General features: G+C 69.6%; 20 protein-coding genes. 19 read left to right on the forward strand and 1 reads right to left on the reverse strand.

The features are described from left to right. Nucleotides 1-30: 30 nt before the first annotated feature. Entirely contained in the window at nucleotides 31-1,314 is a 1,284-nt protein-coding gene (locus tag ASE95_RS10020) for a Y-family DNA polymerase (protein WP_082450038.1), read from the reverse strand. 133 nt (nucleotides 1,315-1,447) lie between these two features. On the opposite strand from ASE95_RS10020, the gene ASE95_RS10025 reads away from it, so the two are divergent. From ASE95_RS10025 to ASE95_RS10120, 19 genes are all read left to right on the forward strand, one after another. Next, nucleotides 1,448-2,437, forward strand: a complete 990-nt coding sequence (locus ASE95_RS10025; RefSeq protein WP_056635135.1) for a cysteine synthase A — start codon at nucleotides 1,448-1,450, stop codon at nucleotides 2,435-2,437. A gap of 39 nt (nucleotides 2,438-2,476) precedes the next feature. Next, nucleotides 2,477-2,824, forward strand: a complete 348-nt coding sequence (locus tag ASE95_RS18030) for a hypothetical protein (RefSeq protein WP_200918787.1) — start codon at nucleotides 2,477-2,479, stop codon at nucleotides 2,822-2,824. Between the two features lie 361 nt (nucleotides 2,825-3,185). Further along, the gene (locus ASE95_RS10035) at nucleotides 3,186-3,689 is read left to right on the forward strand and encodes a division/cell wall cluster transcriptional repressor MraZ (RefSeq protein ID WP_056636206.1); all 504 of its coding nucleotides are present in this window, start codon (nucleotides 3,186-3,188) and stop codon (nucleotides 3,687-3,689) included. Between the two features lie 29 nt (nucleotides 3,690-3,718). Next, on the forward strand, nucleotides 3,719-4,663 hold the full coding sequence (gene rsmH, locus ASE95_RS10040; protein ID WP_056636209.1) for a 16S rRNA (cytosine(1402)-N(4))-methyltransferase RsmH: 945 nt from the start codon (nucleotides 3,719-3,721) through the stop codon (nucleotides 4,661-4,663). Nucleotides 4,664-4,665: 2 nt separating this feature from the next. Then, nucleotides 4,666-5,277, forward strand: coding sequence for a hypothetical protein (locus ASE95_RS10045; RefSeq protein ID WP_056635137.1), 612 nt, complete (start codon nucleotides 4,666-4,668; stop codon nucleotides 5,275-5,277). Continuing rightward, a complete protein-coding gene (locus ASE95_RS10050; RefSeq protein ID WP_056635139.1) occupies nucleotides 5,274-6,989 on the forward strand; it encodes a peptidoglycan D,D-transpeptidase FtsI family protein in 1,716 nt (571 codons plus the stop codon). The genes ASE95_RS10045 and ASE95_RS10050 overlap by 4 nt, the downstream gene beginning before the upstream one ends. Nucleotides 6,990-6,999: 10 nt before the next feature. Beyond that, nucleotides 7,000-8,415 carry a UDP-N-acetylmuramoyl-L-alanyl-D-glutamate--2,6-diaminopimelate ligase gene (locus ASE95_RS10055; protein WP_056635141.1) on the forward strand — a complete coding sequence of 472 codons (1,416 nt, stop codon included), beginning with the start codon at nucleotides 7,000-7,002 and terminating at the stop codon, nucleotides 8,413-8,415. Next, nucleotides 8,412-9,797 carry a UDP-N-acetylmuramoyl-tripeptide--D-alanyl-D-alanine ligase gene (locus tag ASE95_RS10060; protein ID WP_056635143.1) on the forward strand — a complete coding sequence of 462 codons (1,386 nt, stop codon included), beginning with the start codon at nucleotides 8,412-8,414 and terminating at the stop codon, nucleotides 9,795-9,797. Before ASE95_RS10055 ends, ASE95_RS10060 begins: the two co-directional genes overlap by 4 nt. A 1-nt stretch (nucleotide 9,798) precedes the next feature. Next, entirely contained in the window at nucleotides 9,799-10,869 is a 1,071-nt protein-coding gene (mraY, locus tag ASE95_RS10065; RefSeq protein ID WP_056635144.1) for a phospho-N-acetylmuramoyl-pentapeptide-transferase, read from the forward strand. After that, nucleotides 10,866-12,167: a UDP-N-acetylmuramoyl-L-alanine--D-glutamate ligase gene (gene murD / locus ASE95_RS10070; RefSeq protein ID WP_056635145.1), complete on the forward strand. Its 1,302-nt coding sequence runs from the start codon at nucleotides 10,866-10,868 to the stop codon at nucleotides 12,165-12,167. Before mraY ends, murD begins: the two co-directional genes overlap by 4 nt. Beyond that, nucleotides 12,164-13,405, forward strand: a complete 1,242-nt coding sequence (locus ASE95_RS10075; protein WP_056635148.1) for a peptidoglycan glycosyltransferase FtsW — start codon at nucleotides 12,164-12,166, stop codon at nucleotides 13,403-13,405. The genes murD and ASE95_RS10075 overlap by 4 nt, the downstream gene beginning before the upstream one ends. Beyond that, on the forward strand, nucleotides 13,402-14,562 hold the full coding sequence (murG, locus tag ASE95_RS10080) for an undecaprenyldiphospho-muramoylpentapeptide beta-N-acetylglucosaminyltransferase (RefSeq protein ID WP_056635151.1): 1,161 nt from the start codon (nucleotides 13,402-13,404) through the stop codon (nucleotides 14,560-14,562). Before ASE95_RS10075 ends, murG begins: the two co-directional genes overlap by 4 nt. Before the next feature lie 52 nt (nucleotides 14,563-14,614). Next, nucleotides 14,615-16,018: a UDP-N-acetylmuramate--L-alanine ligase gene (murC, locus tag ASE95_RS10085; protein WP_056635154.1), complete on the forward strand. Its 1,404-nt coding sequence runs from the start codon at nucleotides 14,615-14,617 to the stop codon at nucleotides 16,016-16,018. 100 nt (nucleotides 16,019-16,118) lie between these two features. Further along, entirely contained in the window at nucleotides 16,119-17,048 is a 930-nt protein-coding gene (gene murB / locus ASE95_RS10090; protein WP_056635157.1) for a UDP-N-acetylmuramate dehydrogenase, read from the forward strand. After that, the gene (locus ASE95_RS10095; RefSeq protein WP_056635160.1) at nucleotides 17,045-17,980 is read left to right on the forward strand and encodes a D-alanine--D-alanine ligase; all 936 of its coding nucleotides are present in this window, start codon (nucleotides 17,045-17,047) and stop codon (nucleotides 17,978-17,980) included. The genes murB and ASE95_RS10095 overlap by 4 nt, the downstream gene beginning before the upstream one ends. Next, a complete protein-coding gene (locus ASE95_RS10100) occupies nucleotides 17,977-18,969 on the forward strand; it encodes a cell division protein FtsQ/DivIB (protein WP_056635163.1) in 993 nt (330 codons plus the stop codon). The genes ASE95_RS10095 and ASE95_RS10100 overlap by 4 nt, the downstream gene beginning before the upstream one ends. Nucleotides 18,970-18,981: 12 nt before the next feature. Continuing rightward, nucleotides 18,982-20,241 (forward strand): cell division protein FtsA, encoded by a 1,260-nt coding sequence (gene ftsA, locus ASE95_RS10105; RefSeq protein ID WP_056635166.1) that lies wholly within the window; start codon nucleotides 18,982-18,984, stop codon nucleotides 20,239-20,241. 116 nt (nucleotides 20,242-20,357) lie between these two features. Continuing rightward, nucleotides 20,358-21,857, forward strand: a complete 1,500-nt coding sequence (gene ftsZ, locus ASE95_RS10110) for a cell division protein FtsZ (RefSeq protein WP_056635169.1) — start codon at nucleotides 20,358-20,360, stop codon at nucleotides 21,855-21,857. 320 nt (nucleotides 21,858-22,177) lie between these two features. Continuing rightward, nucleotides 22,178-24,247, forward strand: a complete 2,070-nt coding sequence (locus tag ASE95_RS10120; RefSeq protein ID WP_056635175.1) for an SPOR domain-containing protein — start codon at nucleotides 22,178-22,180, stop codon at nucleotides 24,245-24,247. Nucleotide 24,248: the final 1 nt, after the last annotated feature.

Raw genomic sequence — 24,248 nt, forward strand, 5'->3', positions numbered from 1 at the left:
CGCGGTTGCTGCGCTGCATCAGGCGCGCGGTCACTCGTGGAATTCGTTCATGTCGGGGATGCGTCCGAACGCGATCTTCGTGCCGACCCGGTCGAGCCGTCCGCCGTGCGTCGCGCCAACCGAAACCGCGTGCCGCCCGAATCGTTCGTTGATGCGGTCCATCGCGCGGCTGAGCGCAAGGCCGCGGGTCTCGCGCGCCAGCGGATCGTCGGCGTCCAGATGCGCGAACAACGAATGCTGCTCGCCCGTGACCGGTTCGATCTCGGCCAGGGTCACGCCGATCATCCGGCATCCGCTGCGGTGCGCCTGCTCCTGCGCGCGCAAGCGGGGCAGCAACGTGTCGAGGATCGCCAGCACCGCGAAACTGTCCTGCGTGGCGGGCAGTTTCGCGGAGGTGCGCCACATGGTCTTGTCATCCTCGAACCGGGCGTGGAGCACCAGCAACCGCGCGCGATATTCCTTGCGGCGCAGGCGGCTGGCGGCCTTCAACGCCAGCCGCCGCGCCGTCAGCCGCACCGCGCCATAGCCGCGCTTGCCCGGCGACAGGACGTGGCTATGCCCGATCGTGCGGCTCTGCGTCGGCTTGTCCGCAAGGTCGACGCCGTGGAGCAGATACCATAGCCGGTCGCCGTTGGTGCCGCCCCAGGCATGGCCCGCGTCGCGCGGGCGGCGCGCGAGCAATTGCGCGATGTCGTTGACGCCGTCGCGTGCCAGCCGCCGCTCCATCTTCGCGCCGATCCCGCTGATGTCGCGCAACGACAGGCGATACAGCGCGTGCGGCAGGTCCGCCGCCTCGAACACGACCAGCCCGTCGGGCTTCTGCAGATCGGATGCGAGCTTGGCGAGCAGGCGGTTGGGCGCGATGCCGACCGAGGAGGTCAGGCACGCGCCGACGCGTTCGCGAATGCCTGCCTTGATCCGCCGCGCCAGCGCCTCGGCCTGGTCGCGGCGGTTTTCATTGTCGAGCAGGCGGCAGGCGACCTCGTCGATCGAACAGACGCGGGTGACCGGCACGTGCCGTTCGATCTCTGCGACGATCGCGTGGTGGAACGCGACATAGCGTTCGTGGCGTGCGGGCGTGACGACCAGTTCGCGGCACAATTGCTTCGCCTCCCACACAGGCGTCCCGGTCGAGATGCCGAAGCGCTTGGCCTCGATCGACGCGGCGATCGCCACCGTCGTGTCCGACCCGACCGGGGCTACGATCACCGGGCGACCGCGCAGGGCCGGCTGCAATTGTTGCTCCACGCTCGCGAAATAGCTGTTCAGGTCGAGAAACAGCCAACGCAGCGGACGGGGCGGCAGATCGTGCATGGGCGACTCGGCTGAAAACGAAACGGGAACATGACAGATGCGGGAGGCGATGGCGAGGGCGGGCAAGCCGCGGGTGGGCGGTGGATAGTTTCATTCGCTTGCGGATCACCGGCGGCATCCGCATCTACGCGGCATGCTTACCACCCCCGATACGCTGGCCCTGATCGGCAACACGCCACTTGTCCGACTGAAAGGACCAAGCGAGGCGACCGGCTGCGACATCTTCGGCAAGTGCGAGTTCGCGAACCCGGGCGCGAGCGTGAAGGATCGCGCCGCGTTGTTCATCGTCACCGATGCCGAGGAGCGCGGGGTGCTGAAGCCCGGCGGCACGATCGTGGAGGGCACCGCCGGCAATACCGGGATCGGGCTGGCGCTGGTCGCCAACGCCAGGGGGTATCGCACGATCATCGTGATGCCCGACACCCAGTCCAAGGAGAAGATGGACACGCTGCGCGCGCTGGGCACCGAACTGGTGACGGTGCCGGCGGCACCTTATTCCTCGCCGTGCCATTTCGTCCACACTTCGCGGCGGATCGCGGAGGAGACGCCGGGCGCGGTGTGGGCCAACCAGTTCGACAATATCGCGAATCGCCGCGCGCATATCGTCGGCACCGCCGAGGAGATCTGGACGCAGATGGACGGGCGGATCGATGGCTTCACCTGCGCGGTCGGGACGGGCGGGACGCTCGCCGGGGTCGGGCTGGGATTGAAGGCGCACGATCCGGCGGTGTGCATCGCGCTGAGCGACCCGCATGGCGCGGCATTGTACGACTATTACGCCTGCGGCGAGCTGCGCGCGGAAGGGTCGTCGGTCGCGGAAGGGATCGGGCAGGGGCGGATCACCGCCAATCTGGAGGGTGCGCCGATCGATACGCAATTCCGCATCCCCGATCAGGAGGGGCTGGACTGGACCGACCGGTTGCTGCGCGAGGAGGGACTGTGCCTCGGGCTGTCGTCGGGGATCAACGTGGCGGGCGCGGTGCGGCTGGCCGAGCGGCTGGGACCGGGCAAAAGAATCGCGACGATCCTGTGCGACACCGGTTTCCGTTACCTTTCCACCCTGTACGATCCGGCCTGGCTGGCGGCCAAGGGACTGGTGCGGGGTGCCGCGTTAACGAATTGATCGACAGTCGCGCGATGATCGGGTAGAATTGCGCGACCGATGAAGGTGACACGCAAAGACAAGGCCGCTGCCGAACGGCAGCAGGCAGAGCAGACGCGCCAGCGGGTGCGCGTCGGAATGATCGGGCTGGCCGCGGTCGTCCTGTTGATCGGGCTCGCCAGCGCGATCTTCTCTTCGGTAAATCAGCAGCAACCCGTCAACGTCATCGGTGCGGCGCAGCCGGAACAGGTCGCCAACATGAGCGCACCGGCCTCCGCCCCCGGCGCGACCGCGACCAACGAGCCGCTCGCGGAAATGGGCGTGACCCCCGGCGCAGCACCCACGCCGGCCCCGCAGCCCGAATCGCCCCCCGTCCCGAACCCTGCCGCGAGCAACGGAACGTTGTGAAACCGACGCCGCGGCACTTGCCCGCGGGTCGACGCCGTCTTCCTGGCGTACGCCGGGGAGAATCGGGGAGGACGTGCCTGGCCCCGGAAATTTACGAGTTTTCCTCCGCGATTCGGCTGCGTGCGGGCGCACGCGGCACATCCCGTGCACAGGCTATGCTACGGAATTCCGCGAGATTCCGACGCTTGTAGCGCCTCTCCCCGACTTTCCCCGAAAATCCCTTCTCTTCCCCGTTTAACCCTGATACCTAACCACTACGACATTGGGGGCAGACCACTGTTGTTTGCTGACAGCAACGTCGGCGTGCGGCGAGGGTCGTGCGCCGGGCAGGAGGATCGTGCGCTCCAGGTGCGAGGTGGGCGTGAACGACAGGGTGGATTATCAGGGAAAGGGACTTGGCCTTGTCGATGACAAGGGCCGGGTCGCGATTCCCAACACCCTTCGCGCCACACTCGCGAAGAACGCGCCGCGCGACGACGGCAAGGATGGCGGCACCGTCATCATCGCCCCGCATCCCGAACACCGTTGCCTGATCGCCTACGACCCCGGCTTCGTACCGTTCTGGAAGGCGAAGCTGGAGGCGCTGGACGCCGCGCAATTCGCGACCAGCGGCCGCACCGACTATAACATCCTCGATCGCGCAGGCGGCGCGGAGCCGCTGCCCTTCGACGGATCGGGGCGGTTCATCATGCCGACGTTCGAACGCCGTTACGCACGCATCGCGGGCGCGGCGGTGTTCCTGGGCGCGTTCAACTGGATCACGATCTGGGCGCCCAGCGTCCTGATCGAGACGCCGGGCATCGACCCGTTCCTGAAGGAATATGTCGAGTTCGCCTGCGAGGACAAGGGGATACCCCTGTCATGACCGGCGTCGTGAACAACGTCGCGGACGATATGGTGTCCGGCTTCGCCGCCCCGCATGTTCCCGTCCTGCTGACCGAAGTCGTCGATGCGCTCGCCCCCGCCCCCGGCGAGCGCCATGTCGATGCGACTTTCGGTGCCGGCGGCTACACGCGCGCCATCCTGGCGACCGGCGCGGCGGTGATCGCGTTCGATCGCGATCCGGACGCCATCGCCGCCGGACGCGCGCTGGAGGGTGAGGCGGCGCTGACGCTGGTGCCGGCGACCTTCTCGGCGATGGTCGCGGAACTGGCGGCGCTGGACGCGGTGCCGGTGGACGGCGTGACGATGGACATCGGCGTGTCGTCGATGCAGCTCGACCAGGCGGCGCGCGGCTTCTCGTTCCAGAGCGACGGTCCGCTCGACATGCGGATGAGCCAGGACGGCATGTCCGCCGCCGATTTCCTGAACGAGGCGGAAGAGGAGGCGATCGCCGACGTCCTCTATCGCTATGGCGAGGAACCGAAATCGCGGCGGATCGCGCGTGCGGTGGTCGCGGCGCGCCCGCTGCTGACGACCGCGCAGTTCGCGCATGCGGTCCGCAAGGCGCTGGGCCACCGCCCGCACGACAAGAAGGACCCGGCGACGCGCGCGTTCCAGGCGGTGCGTATCCACGTCAACGGCGAGCTGGACGAGCTGGAGCGCGGCCTGGAAGCGGCCGAGCGCGTGCTGGCGCCCGGTGGGCGGCTGGCGATCGTGACCTTCCATTCGCTGGAGGACCGGATCGTGAAGCGTTTCCTGCGCGACCGGTCGGGCGGTGCGCCCGGCGGATCGCGCCACATGCCGGTCACTGCGCCGACACGCGCACCGACCTTCGAGATCACCGCCCGCGCGATCCGCGCGGGCGAAACGGAGCTGGCCGCGAACCCGCGCGCCCGCTCCGCCACACTTCGCACCGCCCGGCGTACCGGGGCGGCCCCTTGGCGTTTGGAGGCGTAACGATGGCGGCGATATATCGATTGAAGGGGCTGGGATGGCTGTCCGGCTGCGCGGTCGTGGCGATCGGCTTCTATCTCGTCTCGTCGCAGGTCGCGGCGGAGCGCAAGCGGCTGGAGCAGGTCGACCGCCGTATCGTGAGCGCCGAACGCGACATCCGCGCGCTGGAAACCGAATTCGACGTGCGCGCGAATCTGGCGCAGCTGGAACGCTGGAACGGCAACACGCTGGCGTTGACCGTGCCGACCGCGCGGCAGTTCGTTCGTGACGAGCGCGCGTTGGCCGCGCTGTCGCCGGTACAGGGCATGCCGGTGCCCGGGCGCGACGTGCCGGTGCAGACCGCGCAGCTGATCGTGCCGTCCGCGCCGGTCGTCGTCGCGCCGGTCGCCACCCCGGCGGTGGCGACCGCCAGTGCCGGCGCCGCCGTCGTGAAGGTCGCCGCGGTGCAGGTCGCCGCCGCCAGCATGCCGGTCACGGTGACGCGGGTCGCGGCGCGCGCCGCCGCTGCGCCGGTGAAGGCCGCCAAGGTCGCGATGCTCGACCGCGGGCTGCTGAGCGACAATACGATCGGTGACCTGCTGAGCGGCGCGCGCGCCGAGCGGAGCCGCTTGCGGTGACCACGCTGGTCGCCCGACCGTTACGTGCCGGCCGCTCGGGCGACCAGCGCCAGCAATTGCTGGCGACGCAGCACCTGCGCCTGATGATGCTGATGCTGGTGTTCGCGGCCGGCGTGCTGATCGTGATCGGGCGGCTGGCGATGCTGGGCGTGCTGTCGGGTGGCGAGCGGGGGACGGCCGCGGTGCTGGCCGCGCCGCGCGGCGACATCGTCGATCGCAACGGCGCGCCGCTGGCGCGGACGATCGACGCGTGGACGATCGGCGTGCACCCCAGGAAGCTGCTGGGCGATCCGGCGGAAATCGCGCAGAAACTGGCCGATCTGATGCCCGACAAGGGTGACCAGCCGTGGTTCCTGGCGCAGATCACCAAGCCGGTCAGCTTCACCTATCTCAATCGTCGCGCCAGCCCGGCGCTGGTCGAGGCGGTGAACGCGATCGGCGAGCCGGGGATCGTGTTCGAGCGCGAGACGCAGCGCCTGTACCCGCAATCGACGATGGCCGCGCACGTGCTGGGCTTTATCAGCGGTGGGCACGGGATGAGCGGGATCGAGCGTGCGCTGGACGAGCGACTGACCAACCCGGCGACGATCGGCCAGCCGGTGACGCTCTCGATCGACACGCGCGTGCAGGCGGCGATGGAGAGCGAGCTGAGCCGCGCGATGACCACCTTCTCCGCGCGCGCGGGCGGCGGCATCGTGCTCGACGCCGCGACCGGCGAAGTGGTGGCGATGGTGTCGCTGCCGACGTTCAATCCCAACCGGGTCGGCATGTCGGGCAGCGAGCAGCTGCGCAACATCACGACGCAGAGCGTGTTCGAGCTGGGATCGACCTTCAAGCCGATCACGATGGCTGCCGCGATGGATACCGGGGTGGTCACCTCGTTCCAGCGCCGCTTCGATGCGACGCATCCGTTGCAGGTCGGCCGGTTCACGATCCATGACGAACGCGGCGATCCGAAGCGGTGGCTGAACATGGCCGAGACGCTGATCTATTCGTCGAACATCGCCACCGCGCGCGTCGCCGACGAGGTCGGGCCGCAGCGCATGCAGGCGATGTTCCGCAAGCTGGGCTTCGACACCCGCCCCGATATCGAAGTGCGCGAGAAGGGGCGTCCGCTGTGGCCGACGTTCTGGGCGCGCACCACGACGATGACCACCGCCTACGGGCACGGCATCGCCGTGACGCCGCTGCATCTGGCCAACGCCTATGCGGCGCTGGTCAACGGCGGCACGTGGCGACCGGCGACGCTGCTGAAGGTGCAGCCGGGCCATGCGCCGGCCGGGCGGCGTGTCATCAGCGAGGCGACGAGCGCGCGGATGCGCCAGATGCTGCGGCTGATCGTGATGCGCGGCACCGGACGCAAGGGCGATGCGCCGGGTTACCGCGTCGGCGGCAAGACCGGCACCGCCGAGGCGGCGGTGGCGGGCGGGTACGACCGGTCGCGCAATGTCGCCACGTTCGCGGCGGCTTTCCCGATGGACGCGCCGCGCTATGTCGTGGTGGCGATGCTCGACTCGCCGCTCGGCACCAAGGAAACCGGTGGGTGGAAGACCGCCGCGTGGAACGTCGCCCCCGTGGTCGGGCGCACGATCGCGCGGGTCGGCGCGATCCTGGGCGTGGTGCCGGACGACAATCGCGATATCGATGTGTCGGACATCGTGCCGACCTTGTGGGACGATCCCGATCGTCGTCCCAAGGGCGAGGGCCAATGAGGCGGGCGGCATGAGGCTTTCGCAACTGGTCGACGGCGGCGGCGAGGTGGCGGTCACCGGGTTCGCCATCGACCATCGCAAGGTGGCGCCGGGCACGATCTTCGGCGCGTTCGAGGGCGCACGCGTGAACGGCGAGGATTACATCCCGGCGGCGGTGGAGGCCGGGGCGATCGCGGTGGTCGCGCGGCCGGAGGCGCAGGTCGAGGGTGCGCTGCACATCCGCGACTATAACCCGCGCGAGTGCTTCGCGCGGTTGGCCGCCCGCTTCTTCGCGCCGTTCCCGCCGGTCGCGGTCGCGGTGACCGGCACCAACGGCAAGACCTCTACCGTCGAGATGACGCGGCAATTGTGGCGAATGGCGGGGCACCATGCCGCGTCGATCGGGACGCTGGGCGTGGCGACCGCCGACGAGCGGGTGGTGACCGGGCTGACTACCCCGGACGTCGTCACCTTCCTGTCGAATGTCGCCGGGCTGGCGCGCGAGGGGGTCAGCCATCTCGCGTTCGAGGCGTCGAGCCATGGGTTGAGCCAGTACCGGACCGAGGGGCTGCCGGTACAGGCGGCGGCGTTCACCAACCTCAGCCGCGATCACCTGGATTACCACGGCGACATGGCGGCGTATTTCACCGCGAAGCTGCGGCTGTTCGCGCAGGTGCTGGCGGACGACGGCACCGCGGTGGTGTGGGTCGATGATGCGAATTCCGAGCGGGTGATCGATCTGGCGCGCGAACGCGGCAATCGCGTGCTGACCGTGGGCGAGCATGGCGACGACCTGCGGCTGGTCGCGCGCGATCCGACGTTGCTGGGGCAGGGGCTGACGATCCGTGCGGCGGATGCGGAACACCGCGTCACGCTGCCGCTGATCGGCGGGTATCAGGCCGCCAACGCGCTGATCGCCGCCGGGCTGGTCATCGCGACCGGCGGCGACGTGGCCGCGACGATCGCCGGGCTGGCGCGGTTGCAGCCGGTGCGCGGACGGCTGGAGCGCGCGGCGATCACCGCCGACGGCGCGCCGGTCTATGTCGATTACGCGCATACCCCCGACGCGATCGAGGCGGCCTGCGCGGCGTTGCGCCCGCATGTCGAAGGGCGGCTGATCCTGGTGCTGGGTGCGGGCGGCGACCGCGACTCCGGCAAGCGGGTGCCGATGGGCAAGGTCGCGGCGGCGGCGGCGGACGTGGTGATCGTGACCGACGACAATCCGCGTAGCGAGGATTCGGCCGCGATCCGCAGCGCGCTGCTGGAGGGTGCGGCGGGCGGGCGCGAGATCGGCGACCGGCGCAGTGCGATCGCCGCCGCCATCGCAGAGGCGCGGAGCGGCGACATCGTGCTGATCGCGGGCAAAGGCCATGAACAGGGGCAGATCGTCGGCGATCTGGTGCTGCCATTCGACGACGTCGCGGTCGCGCGCGAGGTGGCGGCATGACGCTGTGGACCGCCGCCGAGATCGCCGCCGCCACCGGCGGTACAATGTCCGGCGACTTCGCCGTGAACGGAGTGGCGTTCGATTCGCGCGAAGTCGGGCACGGCGACCTGTTCGTCGCGCTGACCGGCGAGCAGACCGACGGGCACCGCTTCGTCGAGCAGGCGTTCGCGCAAGGGGCCGGCGGCGCGATCGTGTCGCAGCCGGTGTCCCGTCCGTCGGTGCGGGTCGGCGATACCTTCGCCGCGCTGGAGGATCTGGCGCGCGCGGCGCGCGCACGGGTCGCCGGCAAGGTGATCGGGGTGACCGGATCGGTCGGGAAGACGTCGACCAAGGAGGCGCTGTTCGCCGCGCTCGACCGTGCGCCGGGCATCCGCGCGCATCGCTCGGTCAAGAGTTACAACAACCACACCGGCGTCCCGCTCAGCCTGGCGCGGATGCCCGCGGCCACCGATTTCGCGGTTCTTGAAATGGGGATGAACCACCCCGGCGAGCTGGCGCACCTGACCACCCTGGTGCGCCCGCACGTCGCATTGGTGACCGCGATCGCGCCGGCGCATACCGAGTTTTTCCCGGACGAGCGCGCGATCGCCGATGCCAAGGCCGAGATCTTCCGGGGGCTGGAGCCGGGCGGCACCGCGATCGTGCCGTTCGACAGCCCGCACCGCGACCGCCTGATCGAGGCGGCCAAGCCCTATGCCGGGCGGATCGTCACCTTCGGGATGGACCGTGCCGCCGATGTCGGTGCGGGCGACGCGATGACGCTGCGCGGCGGGGGCAGCTTCGTCAACGCGACCGTGGGCGGGCGCGAACTGAATTTCACGATCGCGCAACCGGGGCGGCACTGGATCTCCAACGCGCTGGCGGTGCTGGCGGTGGCCGATGCGGTCGGCGCGGACGTGGCGCTGGCCGGACTGGCGCTGGCGGAACTGGGCGGATTGCCCGGACGCGGCGCGCGGATCACCGTGGCGGTCGGCGGCAAGGGCGACGCCAGCGGCGAAGCGGTGCTGATCGACGAAAGCTACAACGCCAATCCGGCATCGATGCGCGCGACACTGGCGGTGTTGGCGCAGACACCGGGTCGGCACGTCGCGGTGCTGGGCGAAATGCGTGAGCTGGGCGACGGCTCGGCGGATTTCCATGCCGGGTTGGCGGCGGACGTGATCGCGGCACGCGTCGAAGCGGCCGTGCTGGTCGGTCAGGCGATGGCACCGCTGGCCGAAGCGCTTGAGGGTCGGATCGATTTCGTCCATGTGCCGGATGCTGCGCAGGCGCTCGACCGGTTGCGGGCGTTGATCCGCCCCGGCGACGCCGTGCTGGTGAAGGGGTCGAACGGCGTGGGCCTGTCGCGGCTGGTGAGCGCGCTTGCGAACGGGATAGGTTGAGTTGCTGTACTGGATCGCCGAACAACTCGGTTTCACGAGTGGTTTCAACCTAATCCGCTATCTGTCGTTCCGCGCCGGCGCGGCGGTGGCGACGGCGCTGTTCATCGGCCTGATCATCGGGCCGAAGTTCATCGGCTGGTTGCGCGTGCGTCAGGGCAAGGGACAACCGATCCGCGCCGACGGACCGCAGACCCATCTCGCCAAGCGCGGCACCCCGACGATGGGCGGGCTGATGATCCTGACCAGCCTGGTGCTGTCGGTGATGATCTGGATGGACCTGCGCAATCCGTTCGTCTGGGCATGCCTGTTCGTGACGCTGGGCTTCGGTGCGATCGGTTTCCTCGACGATTACGACAAGGTGCGGAAGGCCAGCACCGCGGGCGTGTCCGGCCGGGTCAGGTTGCTTCTGGAGTTCGCGATCGCCGGGGTGGCGGCGTGGATCGTGATGCAGGAGAACGGCTCCGGCCTGTACCTGCCGTTCACCAACCGCTATTTCATCGACCTCGGCTACGCCTATCCGCTGTTCGCGGCGTTCACGATCGTGGCGTTCGGCAATGCGGTGAACCTGACGGACGGGCTGGACGGGCTGGCGACGATGCCGGTCATCATCGCCTCCGTCGCGTTCATGCTGATCGTCTATCTGGCGGGTAACGTGAAGTTCGCCGATTACCTCGGCATCCCGCACGTGCCGCGCGCCGGCGAACTGGCGATCTTCTGCGGCGCGGTGGTCGGCGGCGGGCTGGCGTTCCTGTGGTATAATGCCCCGCCCGCGGCGGTGTTCATGGGCGACACCGGCAGCCTGGCGCTGGGCGGTGCCCTCGGCACGATCGCGGTGGTCGCGCATCACGAAATCGTGCTGGGGATCATCGGCGGGTTGTTCGTGGTCGAGGCGCTGTCGGTGATCATCCAGGTGTTCTGGTACAAGCGCACCGGCAAGCGCATCTTCCGCATGGCGCCGATCCACCACCATTTCGAGCAACTGGGGTGGAGCGAGCCGACCGTGGTGATCCGCTTCTGGATCATCGCCCTGGTGCTGGCGCTGGCGGGCCTTTCGACGTTGAAGCTGCGATGATCGTCGCGCGAGACTGGGCCGGAAAGACATATGCGGTGCTCGGGCTGGCGCGCTCGGGCACCGCGACCGTTCGGGCGCTGCTCGAAGGTGGTGCGCGCGTGACCGCGTGGGACGGCGACGTGACAAAGTGCGGTGCGCTTGAGGACGAGCTGGCCGGCGCGGCGCTGACGATCGCCGATCCCGCGACGCTGGACCTTGCCGCGTTCGACGCGCTGATCGTTTCCCCCGGCGTGCCGCTCAACACGCACCCGCTTGCCGCGGCGGCGCGCGTGGCGGGCGTGCCGGTGATCGGCGACATCGAGTTGTTCGCGCAGGCGCGCGGCGACCTGCCGGCGCACCGCGTCGTCGGGATCACCGGCACCAACGGGAAATCGACCACGACCGCGCTGGTCCACCACATCCTCGACACCGCAGGCATACCGGCGTTGATGGGCGGCAACATCGGCCTGCCGATCCTCGCGCAGCAACCGCTGGCGGAGGGGGGCGTCTATGTGCTGGAATTGTCCAGCTATCAGATCGACCTGACGCAAACGCTCGATTGCGACGTAGCGGTGCTGCTGAACGTCACGCCCGACCATCTGGACCGTTACCAAGGGCTGGCGGACTATGCCGCCAGCAAGGCGCGGCTGTTCGCGATGCAGACGCTGCCGCATCTGGCGATCGTCGATTACGAGGCGGAGGCCGAGTTCGACGTGCTCGCCGACGCGCCCGCGGGGCTGAACATGCGCTTCATCGACGGCGTGCCATTGCCCGCTGATCAGGCGCGCTGGCCGTCGTTGCAAGGCCCCCACAATGCCCAGAACGTGCAGGCGGCGGTCGCGGTCGCCGAGGCGCTGGGCATCGGCGCCGACGACATCGCGCGCGCGCTGGAAAGCTTCACCGGATTGCCGCACCGTATGGAGCGGATCGCGACGCTGGGCGGCGTGGCGTGGATCAACGACAGCAAGGCCACCAATCCCGAAAGCACCGCGCCCGCGCTTGCCGCTTTCCCGCGCATCCACTGGATCGTTGGCGGCAAGGTGAAGGGCGACGGGCTGGACGCGTGCCTGCCGCATCTCGGTAACGTGGTGCGCGCCTATACGATCGGCGAGGGCGGGCCGGGCTTCGCGGCGGTGCTGCGCGGGCAGGTGCCGGTCGCGGAGGTCGAGACGCTGGAGCGGGCGGTGAAGCTGGCGGCGCAGGAGGCGGAGCGTGGCGACGTCGTGCTGCTGTCGCCCGCCGCCGCCTCGTTCGACCAGTTTCGTGATTTCGAGGCGCGCGGTCTGGCGTTTCGCGCCGCGGTGGAGGAACTGGCATGACCGATGTTCGCGCCGGGCACCGTGGCGAACGCACGCGTGAGAAGATCGCGTTGCGCGATCGCGGCGGGCGTGGCGATCCGTCGCCGCTGGGCACGTGGTTCTGGGATATCGATCGCGTGCTGTTGTTGCTCGCGCTGTTCCTGATCGCGATCGGGCTGATTGCGGTGGCCGCGGGGTCACCGGCCAGCGCGGTGCGTTATTCGGGCGAGCATCTGAAGTTCGCGCCGCTGCATTACTTCTGGCGGCAGACGATGTGGGTGGCAGTGTCGTTGCCGGTGCTGTTCGTCGTCTCGATGCTGCCGCTGACGATGGCGCGGCGCATGTCGCTGATCGGCGCGGCGGTGTGCATCGCGCTGATGGTGTTCGTGCCGTTCCTGGGCGTCAGCGTGAACGGGGCGCGGCGCTGGGTCGGGTTCGGCTTCGCGCAGTTCCAGCCGTCCGAGTTCCTGAAGCCGTTCTTCGTCGTGACGGTGGCGTGGCTGCTGTCGTTCAAGTCGCGCGATGCCGACCTGCCGGTCACCGCGATCACCGCGGGGCTGACCGGGGCGATTGCGGTGTTGCTGATGCTCCAGCCCGATTTCGGGCAGACGGTGATTTTCTGCACGATCTGGCTGGCGCTGGTGATGATCGCGGGCACGCCGACGCGGGTGATCGTCGGGTTCCTGTCGATGATCCCCGTCGCGCTGGTCGCGGCGTATCTGTTCTACAGCACCGCGACCAAGCGGATCGACGCCTTCCTGTTCCCCGGCGTGGAGGGTGAGGGCGCGGCGGATCACTTCCAGACCAACGCCGCGCACAATACGCTGACGTCGGGTGGCTGGTTCGGCACCGGGCCGGGCGGGGGCACCGTGAAGTTCGGCCTGCCCGAGGCGCATACCGACTATATCTTTTCGGTGATCGGCGAGGAATTCGGCCTGCTGGCGTGCATGATCGTCGCGCTGACCTTTCTGGCGATCGTGGTGCGGGTGTTCGTGAAGCTGCTGGACGAACAGGATCCGTTCCGGCTGCTCGCCGCGTCCGGGCTGGCGGTGCAGTTCGGTGCGCAGGCGCTGATCTCGATGGCGGTGAATACCGGGCTGGCCCCGTCGAAGGGCATGACGTTGCCGTTCATCAGCTATGGCGGATCGTCGATGATCGCATTGTCGATGGGCATGGGCTTGCTGCTGGCGTTCACGCGCCGCAATCCGTTCCTGTTGCGCAGTCCCTATATCGCGCAGCAACGCTGGAGCGCCGAATGACGCAGGTCCGCGATTTCCGCCCCCGCCACTACGTGCTCGCCGCCGGCGGGACCGGCGGGCATATGGTGCCTGCCGCGGCGTTGGCGACCGAGTTGACGAAGCGCGGGCACCGCGTCGCGCTGGTCAGCGATGCGCGAGGCGTGCGCTTTCCGGGATTGTTCGAGGATGTGCAGACCCATGTGATCCCCGCCGGCCGCTTCGCGGGCGGGCCGCTGGGCTGGGCGAAGGCGGCGCGGCTGATGGTGCAGGGGCGGGCGATGGCGCGCGAATTGTACCGGACGTTCCGGCCCGCCGCCGTCATCGGGTTCGGCGGCTATCCGGCGTTTCCGGCATTGTCGGCGGCGTTCGCCGCGGGCATCCCGACCGCGGTCCACGAACAGAATGCGGTGCTGGGGCGGGTCAACCGGCTGGTGGCCGGGCGCGTCGATGCGATCGCGACCAGTTATGCGCAGACCGAGCGGATGAAGCCGCGCCACCGCGCCAAGGCGCATCTGATCGGCAATCCGGTGCGCGAAAGCGTGCTGGCGCTGCGCGCGAAGCCCTATCCGGTGCCCGAGGACGACGGCATCTTCCGCGTGCTGGTGACCGGCGGCAGCCAGGGCGCGTCGGTGTTGAGCCAGGTGGTGCCCGACGGCCTCGCGCTCCTGCCGGTCGCGTTCCGGCGGCGGTTGCAGGTGACGCATCAGGCGCGCATCGAGGATATCGATGCCGTGCGCGAGAAATATGCGAGCCTCGATATCGCCGCCGATCTTGCCACGTACCTGCCCGACCTGCCGGAACAACTCGGCTGGTCGCATCTGGTCATCGCGCGCGCCGGGGCATCGACGATCGCGGAGCTGACCGCCGCCGGGCGCCCCGCGATCCTCGTGCCGCTCCCCTCGGCGACCGACGACCACCAGACGGTGAACGCGCGCGAGATCACGGTGGCGGGCGGCGCGCGTACCATCCCGCAGACCGCCTTCACCCCGCCGGAACTCGCCAAGCAGATGCAGAAACTCGGTCTCGATCCCGAAGCCCTCGGCAACGCCGCCACGCGCGCGCGATCGTGCGGCGCGCCCAACGCCGTCACCGATCTGGCCGACCTGGTCGAGAGCCTGGACGCGCCCAAGGCGCGCGTGATGGTGGGCAAGGCGCAGACGAAGCGGGCGTTCGCATGACGGGCCTTCCGACAAGCGCAGGACCGGCGACGCCTTTCGTCGGAGGCGTTCGGTGAAGGGGGTCGCGACTGACATCGGCACGATCCATTTCGTCGGCATCGGCGGGATCGGCATGTCCGGCATCGCCGAGGTGATGCACAACCTGGGCTACGAGGTGCAGGGCTCCGACGTGGCCGAAGGCTATGTGATCGAGGGGCTGCGCGCGCGCGGCATCGCGGTGACGATCGGGCACGAGGCGGCCAATGTCGACGGCGTAGCGGTGGTGGTCACCTCCACCGCAGTGAAGCGCGGCAACCCGGAGGTGGAGGCCGCGCTGCGCAATCGTATCCCCGTGGTGCGCCGTGCCGAGATGCTGGCCGAGCTGATGCGGCTGAAATCGACCGTCGCGGTGGCGGGCACCCATGGCAAGACGACGACGACCTCGATGGTCGCGGCGCTGCTGGATGCCGGGGGCGTCGACCCCACCGTCATCAACGGCGGGATCATCAACAGCTATGGCTCCAATGCGCGGCTGGGCGCCAGCGACTGGATGGTGGTGGAGGCGGACGAGAGCGACGGCAGCTTCCTGCGGCTGGACGGTACCATCGCGGTGGTCACCAACATCGATCCCGAACACCTCGACCATTACGGCAGCTTCGACCGCGCCAAGGACGCTTATGTCGAGTTCGTCGAGAACGTGCCCTTTTACGGCGCGGCGTTGCTGTGCCTCGATCATCCCGAGGTGCAGGCGCTGATCCCGCGCGTCCGCGACCGGCGGATCGTCACGTACGGCTTCGCGGCGTCGGCGGATGTGCGCGGCGTGAACGTCACCCCCTACCCCGGCGGTAACCGGTTCGAGGCGCAGATCCGCGAACGCGACGGCAGCGTGCGCTCGATCGAGGGAATCGACCTGCCGATGCCGGGCCGCCACAACGTCCAGAACGCACTCGCCGCGATCGGCGTCGCGCTGGAACTGGGTATCGACGATGCCACGATCAGCCGGGGTTTCGAACGGTTCACGGGGGTGAAGCGGCGCTTCACCAAGGTCGGCGAAGTGGCGGGTGCGACGATCGTCGACGATTACGGACACCATCCGGTGGAGATCCGTGCGGTGCTGTCGGCGGCGCGCGAATCGGCGCAGGGGCGCGTGATCGCGGTGGTGCAGCCGCATCGTTATTCGCGGCTCGGCAATTTGATGGAGGATTTCCGCGGCGCGTTCAACGACGCGGACCTCGTCTATGTCACGCCGGTCTACGCCGCGGGCGAGGCTCCGGTGCCGGGAGTCGATGCCGAGGCGCTGGTCGCAGGGTTGCGCGATCGCGGCCACCGGCAGGCGGCGGTGGTGGCGGATGCCGCCGCGCTGGCCGAGGAACTGGCGGGCGAGTTGCGCGCGGGCGATCAGGTGATCTGCCTGGGCGCGGGCGATATCACCAAATGGGCCGCGGGCCTTGCCGCCGCGATCGAGGCGCGCGCGTGACCGACCGTTTCGACTCCTCGCTCCGCCGGCGGACGCGACCGGTCGTCATGCCGCGTTTCCCGGGTCGTGCCGGTACGGTCGCCGCGCAGTCACGGACGCGATGGGGGCGGGGCGGTCCGTGGTGAGCGCGCTTCCACCCGTTCGGGGCCGGCTGACCGCGCAGGCACCGCTGGCGCCGCTCGTCTGGTTCAAGGCGGGCGGTGCGGCGCAATGGCTGTTCGAGCCGGCCGATGCCGACGATCTCGGCGACTTCCTGCGCGCGCTCGACCCGGCGATGCCGGTGATGGCGCTCGGGCTGGGCTCGAACCTGATCGTGCGTGACGGCGGGGTGCCCGGCGTCGTGATCCGGCTGGGCAAGCCGTTCGCGGGCGTCGCCGCGCTCGATGGCATCACCTTGCGCTGCGGCGGCGGGGCGAGCGGCATCCTGGTGTCCTCCACCGCGCGCGACGCCGGGGTGGCGGGTCTGGAATTCCTCCGTTCGATTCCCGGCACGGTCGGCGGGTTCGTGCGAATGAACGGCGGCGCTTATGGCCGCGAAACCGCCGACGTGCTGGTCGAGGCCGACGTGATCCTGCGCTCGGGCGAGCGACGCACGCTGTCGGCCGGCGAGCTCGACTATACCTACCGTGATTCGGCGTTGCCCGAGGGTGCGGTGGTGGTGGCGGCGACGTTTCGCGGCGTACCGGGCGAATCGGCGGCGATCCAGGCCGAGATGGACCGGATCGCGGCGGCGCGCGAGGCATCGCAACCGCTACGCTCGAAGACTGGCGGATCGACGTTCAAGAACCCGGACGGGCACAAGGCGTGGGCGCTGGTCGATGCCGCCGGATGCCGCGGGCTGCGGCGCGGCGACGCGCAAGTCAGCGAGAAGCACACCAATTTCCTGCTGAACCTCGGCACGGCCACCAGCGCCGATATCGAGGCGCTGGGCGAGGACGTGCGCGCGCGCGTGAAGGCGGCGCACGATGTTGAACTGGAATGGGAGATCCAGCGCGTCGGCGTGGCTCCCGAAACGGGAGAGGGCGCATGACGGCGCTTCATATCGCGGTGCTGATGGGCGGCCTGTCCGCCGAGCGCGAGGTGTCGCTGTCGTCGGGCAACGGCGTGGCCGACGCGCTGGAATCGCGCGGGCACCGGGTGACACGGATCGACATGGGGCGCGACGTCGCGGCGCGGCTGGCGGAGGCGGCGCCCGATCTGGTCTTCAACGCGCTGCACGGCACGCCGGGCGAGGACGGCAGCGTGCAGGGTCTGATGGATCTGATGGGGCTGCGCTACACGCATTCCGGGCTGGCGACGTCGGTGATCGCGATCGACAAGGTGCTGACCAAGCAGGTGCTGGTCCCGGCGGGCATTCCGATGCCGGGCGGGCGGATCGTCACCGCGGCGGAGATCCACGCGGGCGATCCGCTGCCGCGCCCCTATGTCCTGAAACCGGTCAACGAAGGATCGTCGGTCGGTGTGGCGATCGTCACCGACGCGGGCAATTACGGCAATCCGGTCGCGCGCGATGCGACCGGGCCGTGGCAGGCGTTCGACGAGCTGCTTGCCGAACCGTATGTGCGCGGGCGGGAGCTGACGACGGCGGTGCTGGACGGCGTCGACGGTTCGCGCGCGCTGGGCGTGACGGAGTTGCGGCCGAAATCGGGCTGGTACGATTACGACGCCAAATATACCGACGGGATGACCGACCACATCTTCCCCGCCGAAATCCCCGACGAGATCACGCAGGCGTGCATGGCGCTGGCGCTGCAGGCGCACCGGGTGCTGGGGTGCCGCGGCACCAGCCGCTCCGACTTCCGCTGGGATGACGAGCGCGGGGTCGACGGGCTGTTCCTGCTGGAGGTGAATACGCAGCCCGGCATGACCCCGCTCAGCCTGGTGCCCGAACAGGCGCGGCATACCGGCATGAGCTATCCGGAGCTGGTGCAGGCGATCGTCGACGAGGCGGTGGCGCGATGAGCCGCACGATCAAGCGTGGCGCATCGCCGCCGCCGCGCCGCCCGGCAGGCCGGCGGCGCGTGCCCAAGGCGTCGCTGGGCGACCGGTTGATCGCGAAGCTGCCGATCGGTGAGGATACGCTGCGCAAGGCGGTGACGTGGACCGTGCTGGGCGGGGTCGCCATCGCCTCGGTGTTCGTCGCCAATCTACTGGGCGTGCCGCAGGCGATCGGCGCCGGCGTGGCTGAGGCGGCGGGTCGTGCCGGGCTGCGGGTAGAGCAGGTCGACATCACCGGATTGAAGCGGATGGACCGCGAGACCGTCTATGCGATCGCGCTGGAGGACCAGTCGAGCCGCGCGATGTTGCGCGTCGATCTGGAGCGGGTGCGCGACCGGTTGCTGGCCTACGGCTGGATCGCCGACGCCTATGTCGCGCGGCGGCTGCCCGATCGGCTGGTGATCCACATCACCGAGCGTGAGCCGGCGGCGATCTGGCAGGATCACGGCCAATTGACCTTGATCGACGCGACCGGGCGATTGCTCGCCCCCGTCTCCGCCGCGCGGATGCCGGACCTTCCGCTGGTGATCGGTCCGGGCGCGAACGAACAGGAGCCGGGCTATCAGGCGCTGCTCGCCGCCGCGCCTGCGCTGCGCCCGCGCATCCGCGCCGCGACCTGGGTCGGCAACCGGCGGTGGGATCTAACCTTCACCACCGGCGAGACTCTGGCATTGCCGCAGGACGGCGCACCACAGGCGCTGATAAAGTTCGCGCAGATGGACGGGGCGGACCCGTTGCTGGGCAAGGGCTGGCTGCGCTTCGACCTGCGCGACCCGGCGCGCATGTTCGCGCGCCGCGCCGGGCAGGACAAGCAACAGGTGGCGGACGACGGGCGCAACGATCCGCCCGCCGATGCCGCCGCAACGGGCACGGCGGGTGGCAACGTGACCGGCGACGACGACAAGATCACCGAGGCGCGGGCGGGCGATGCGCTGCGCAGCGGCGAGGCATGAGGGGGTAGGGCAATGGCGAAGGCAGCACCGGACGGCCTGATCACGGCATTGGACATCGGCTCGTCCAAGGTATCGGCGATGATCGCGCAAAAGGGCGATGGGGGCGAACTGGTGGTGCTGGGCACCGGCCAGCGCGAGAGCCGCGGCGTCAAGCGCGGCTATATCGCCGACATGGATTCGACCGAGGTCGCGGTGCGCGAGGCGGTGGAGCAGGCCGAACGCATCGCCGGCTTCAATATCGAGAACGTCTGGGCGGGCTTCTCGGCCGGCGGGCTGGTAAGCGACGAGGCGTTCATCGAGGCCGAACTGGGCGGGATGCGCATCGAACAGGCCGATATCGACGCGCTGCTCCACGAAGGCCGACAGTCGATCGACCCGCAGGGGCGGATGGTGCTGCATGCGCAACCCGCGCTCTATACGCTCGACGGGCTGACCGGCGTGAAGAAGCCGCTGGGGCTGCACGCCGACCGGCTGGGCGTGCACATCCACGTCATCGCCGCCGATGGTTCGCCGGTGCGCAACCTCGACCTGTGCGTTCGTTCCGCGCACTTGGAGGTGAAGTCGATCATCGCCAGCCCCGTCGCGACCGGGCTGGCGTGCCTGACGCACGAGGAACGGGACCTGGGCGTGGCGCTGGTCGAGATCGGCGCGGGGATCACCAACGTGTCGCTGTTCGCGGGCTCGATGCTGGTCGGGCTGAAGTCGATCCCGTTCGGTGCGGCGGACATCACCGACGACATCGCCAGCGCCTTCGGCACCACGCGATTGCAGGCCGAGCGCATCAAATGCTTCCATGGCTCCGCCAATGCGTCGCCGCGCGACAATCACGAGATGGTGACGATCCGCGAGCGCACGCAGGAGGAGGATTCGGAGGCGTTGCAGATCACCAAGGCGGCGCTGATCGCGGTGATTCGCCAGCGGCTGGAGCATCTGGTCGGCGAGATCCAGAATGCGCTGAGGGAACTGAAGTTCGAAGGTCCGGTCGGACGGCAGGTGGTGCTGACCGGCGGCGGCGCCGAACTGAAGGGCATCGCGGATTATGCGCAGCAGGCGCTGGGCCGGTCGGTGCGGATCGGGCGGCCGCGCGGGCTGACCGGGCTGCCGGAGGCGCATGCCGGGCCGGGTTTCGCGACGTTGGCCGGTCTCGCTTTCTTCGCGGCAAGCGACCCGATCGACCTGCGGGGGCTGGTGCCGTCGCAGCAGATGGTGCATCGCCAACGCGGGATGCGCGGCTTCTGGAAGCTGGTGCAGGCGGCCCGGGCGAATTATTGACGCGATAGCAGGGCGTTTCGCGGTGTTTCCTCTTTCGCCGCGCGCTCGCATGTTGCACATCGGTGTAAACGGCCCGTTGACGTATCTGCGCGACGGGCGGACGGAGTAAGTTTGCGATGAGCATCGAATTCATCACGCCCGACGTGGACGACCTGACGCCGCGTATCACCGTGATCGGCGTCGGCGGGGCCGGCGGCAATGCGATCGCGAACATGATGCGCGCCGACGTGCAGGGCGTGAACTTCCTGGTCGCGAACACCGACGCCCAGGCGCTGAAACAGTCGGAGGCGGATCAGAAGATCCAGCTCGGCGCGAAGATCACGCAAGGGCTGGGCGCGGGTAGCCGTCCCGAAATCGGCCGCGCCGCCGCTGAAGAGACGATCGACGAACTGTCGCGTCTGCTCGAGGGCAGCCACATGTGCTTCATCGCCGCCGGCATGGGCGGCGGCACCGGCACCGGTGCGGCCCCGGTCATCGCCAAGGCGGCGCGCGACATGGGCATCCTGACGGTCGGCGTCGTGACCAAGCCGTTCAGTTTCGAGGGCAATCGTCGTTCCAAGTCGGCCGATGCCGGCATCGAGGAACTGCAGAAGTTCGTCGATACGCTGATCGTCATCCCGAACCAGAACCTGTTCCTGGTCGCCAATGCGAACACCACGTTCAAGCAGGCGTTCGAAATGGCGGACGAGGTGCTGCAGCAGGGCGTGCGCGGCATCACCGACCTGATGGTCATGCCCGGCCTCATCAACCTCGACTTCGCCGACGTCCGTTCGGTGATGCAGGAAATGGGCAAGGCGATGATGGGCACCGGCGAGGCGGAAGGCGACGACCGCGCGCTGATCGCCGCGCAAAAGGCGATCGCCAACCCGCTGCTCGACGGCGTGTCGATGCAGGGCGCCAAGGGCGTGATCGTGTCGATCACCGGCGGCGACGACATGCGCCTGCTGGAGGTGGACGAAGCCGCGAATCACATCCGCGAGCTGGTCGATCCGGACGCCAACATCATCTGGGGTTCGGCGTTCAATCCGGAGCTGGAAGGCAAGATCCGCGTCTCGGTGGTCGCCACCGGTATAGAGAGCGTCGGCCAGGCAGCCACGCCAGCATCCGCCAGCGCGCCGTCGGAGCCGCCGCGCACCTTCAGCTTCTCGGCCCCGCGCCGGTCCGATTCGCCTGCCGCCGGCCCGGTCGCAGCCGCTCCAGCGCCGCAGCAGGCCGCCGCGCCGCAACCGACCGCTTATGATGCGACCTCCGCCGTGCCGCCACAGCAGCCGAGCGGCGCGGCCGCAGGCGCGATGGCCGAAGGCGTGCCGCCCGCAAACGCCGGTGCCGGAATCGATCCGTCGCCCGCGCGCCCGACCGAGGACGAACTGGTGCTGGGTGCCGAGTCGCTGATGCCCGCACCGGCACCGGCGCCGACGGCGAACCCAGCCGGTCGCCGTTTCCTGTCGCCGGGCGGCGAGGAAGAAGCACCCGTGGCACCGCGGGTGAAGCTGGGCGGGACGCTGTTCGAGCGGATGCAGAACGCGACTCGCAACGCCGGTGGCCGTGCCGCCGAAGACGACACGCGGGAGCCTGGCGACGTGCCGCGCTTCCTTCACCGCCAGAACAACCAGTAACCGCCGGCTGCGCGGCGATGCGGGCGCAGGCCATGCATCGCCGCGACGGCTCGCTTCGTCGCACCGCTGCCGACGTTGTCATTGCCGGTAGCTCGATCCGCGTCTCTATGGCGCGATGACCTCACGCCCCCCGTTGTCGCGACTGTGCCGGAGCGGTTCCGGGATGCCGCGCGCGGATCGATCGAACATATTGCGACGCCGGCCATGATTGCGCACTTCCGCCCCGACGCATCAGCCGTCACCAGCGTCCGACCGGGCACCGCGCCTGCGCGGATCGTCCGGCCGGCGGGTATCCGTGCGGTGGACCGGGAGCATGTCGCATGATCCGTCCCGTGCACCGCCCCGCGCTTTTCCGGCGCATGGCGCTGGCGCTGGCGCTGGCGCTAACCGTCGCGCCGATGCTGGCGATCGCACCGGCGCTGGCGCAGGAAGTGGTCGCCACCCCCAATCCCGATGCCGACCGTCTGGGCGATGTGGTCCGTCGGCTGGGCAGCGCCCCCCGCGACCTGTCGGCGCTGATCGAGGCGGGCGAATTGTCATTCACACTCGGCGACGCGACGGCGGCGGCGGCATTCTACAAGCGCGCCGAGGCCATTGATCCCAACAACGGCCGGGTGAAGGCGGGGATCGCGCGCATCCTGGTCAATGGCGAACGGCCGGGCGAGGCGCTGCGTTTCTTCGAGCAGGCGCAACGGCATGGCGCACCGATGGCGCGCTATGCCGACGATCGCGGGCTGGCCTATGACCTGATCGGCGAGCAGGAGCGTGCGCAGCAGGATTATCGGCTCGCCTTGCAGCAGGGCGGACGCGATGCGGCCGAACTGGACGAGGTTCGCCGCCGCTACGCCCTGTCGCTGGGCATTTCGGGCCGGCAGGAAGAGGCGTTGGCGCAGATCGACGCGCTGTTGCGTCGGTCGGATCGCGGCGCATGGCGCGCCCGCGCCTTCATCCTGGCGATGAATGGCGACGTGAGCGGTGCGAACCGGATCGCGGCCAGCATGATGCCGCGCGGCATGGCCGGCGGGCTGGCGGCGTTCTTTCAACGGCTGCCGACGCTTTCGCCGGTCGACCGGGCCTTTGCGGTGCATTTCGGCGAGGTGACGCCGACGGCGGCGCGGCTGGCGGATGCGCGATCCGTACCGACGCTGAAGCCGCTCGACACTCCGGGGCGCGTGCAGGTGGCGTCGGCACCGGTCGTACAGCCGCTGCCGACCCAGCAGCGCCTGTCGCGCAGCGAGCAACGCCGCCGTGATCGCGCGGCGCGCGCCACGGCAGCGGCGGCGCGCACGGCAACGCCGCCCCCGCAGGTCGCGACCGCGGTCCAGCCGAATCCGGCGTCAGCGTCTCCGCAAGGGGCCGGCCCTTCAGCGCCTTCGACCACGCAAGTCGCGCAGTCCGGTGCGCCGGAACCGGCCGGCGTGGCCGCTTCCGCGCCGACGCGGGTCGCGCAGGCCGGACCCGCGCCGGGGTCACCCGGCAGTGCGGCGGTAAATCCGCCCGCCACGGCGCAGGCGGCGTCGTCGGGGACGCGAACGTTTCCGGCACCACCGGCGCAGGTGGCGTCATCGGCGGCGCGAACGTCACCGGCGCCATCGGTGCAGGTCGCGTCATCGCCGGCTTCCGTCGCTGCCACGGTCGCGCGAACCGCGCCGCCGCAGGTCGCCGCCGCGGTCACGACGCGGCCGGTGCCGCCACCGGCGCGCCGGATCGCCGCGCCGCCGGTCCGCGCGAACCCGCCACGGATCAGCGAAGACTCGATCCTCGCCCGGATCGTCGCCGGCATCTCGGTGCCCGCCACCGAACTGGGCGTCGCGCCGATGCCGGGTGCGCAGCGCGTACCCGTCGTCGTCGCTGCGCCGCCCGCCCCCGCGACGGCGGCGGCGCTGGACGAGGCGGCGCGCACGGCTGAGCGCAATGCCGCCGCCGACGATCAGAAGCGCCCCCGGCTGGCCGCCGCGAAGCGCGCCGCGCAGAAGGCACCGGTGGTCGAGGAGGAGGAGGCGAAACCCGCGCCCAAGCCGATCGATCGCAAGGCACGTGCGAAGGAACTCGCCGCCGACAAGGCAAAGAAGGAAGCGGCCGCCAAGGAAGCTGCCGAGAAGAAGGCCGCGCGCGCCGAGCCCGAGCGTATCTGGGTACAGATCGCCAGCGGGGCGAACGCCGCCGACCTGCCCAAGGCGTGGAGGGGCGCGCAGGACAAGGCCGACGCGCTGGCCGGCAAGCGCGCGTACAGCGTGCCGAACCGCGCCACGAACCGGCTGGTGACCGGGCCGTTCAAAACCGAGGCGGAGGCGCGCGCGATGGTCAACACGTTGAAGAAGCAAGGCTTGTCCGCGTTCAGCTTCACCAGTGAGGCCGGGCAGAAGATGACACGGCTGGGCGGCAAGTAAT

This window comes from Sphingomonas sp. Leaf231 (assembly GCF_001421995.1).
GTDB lineage: Bacteria > Pseudomonadota > Alphaproteobacteria > Sphingomonadales > Sphingomonadaceae > Sphingomonas.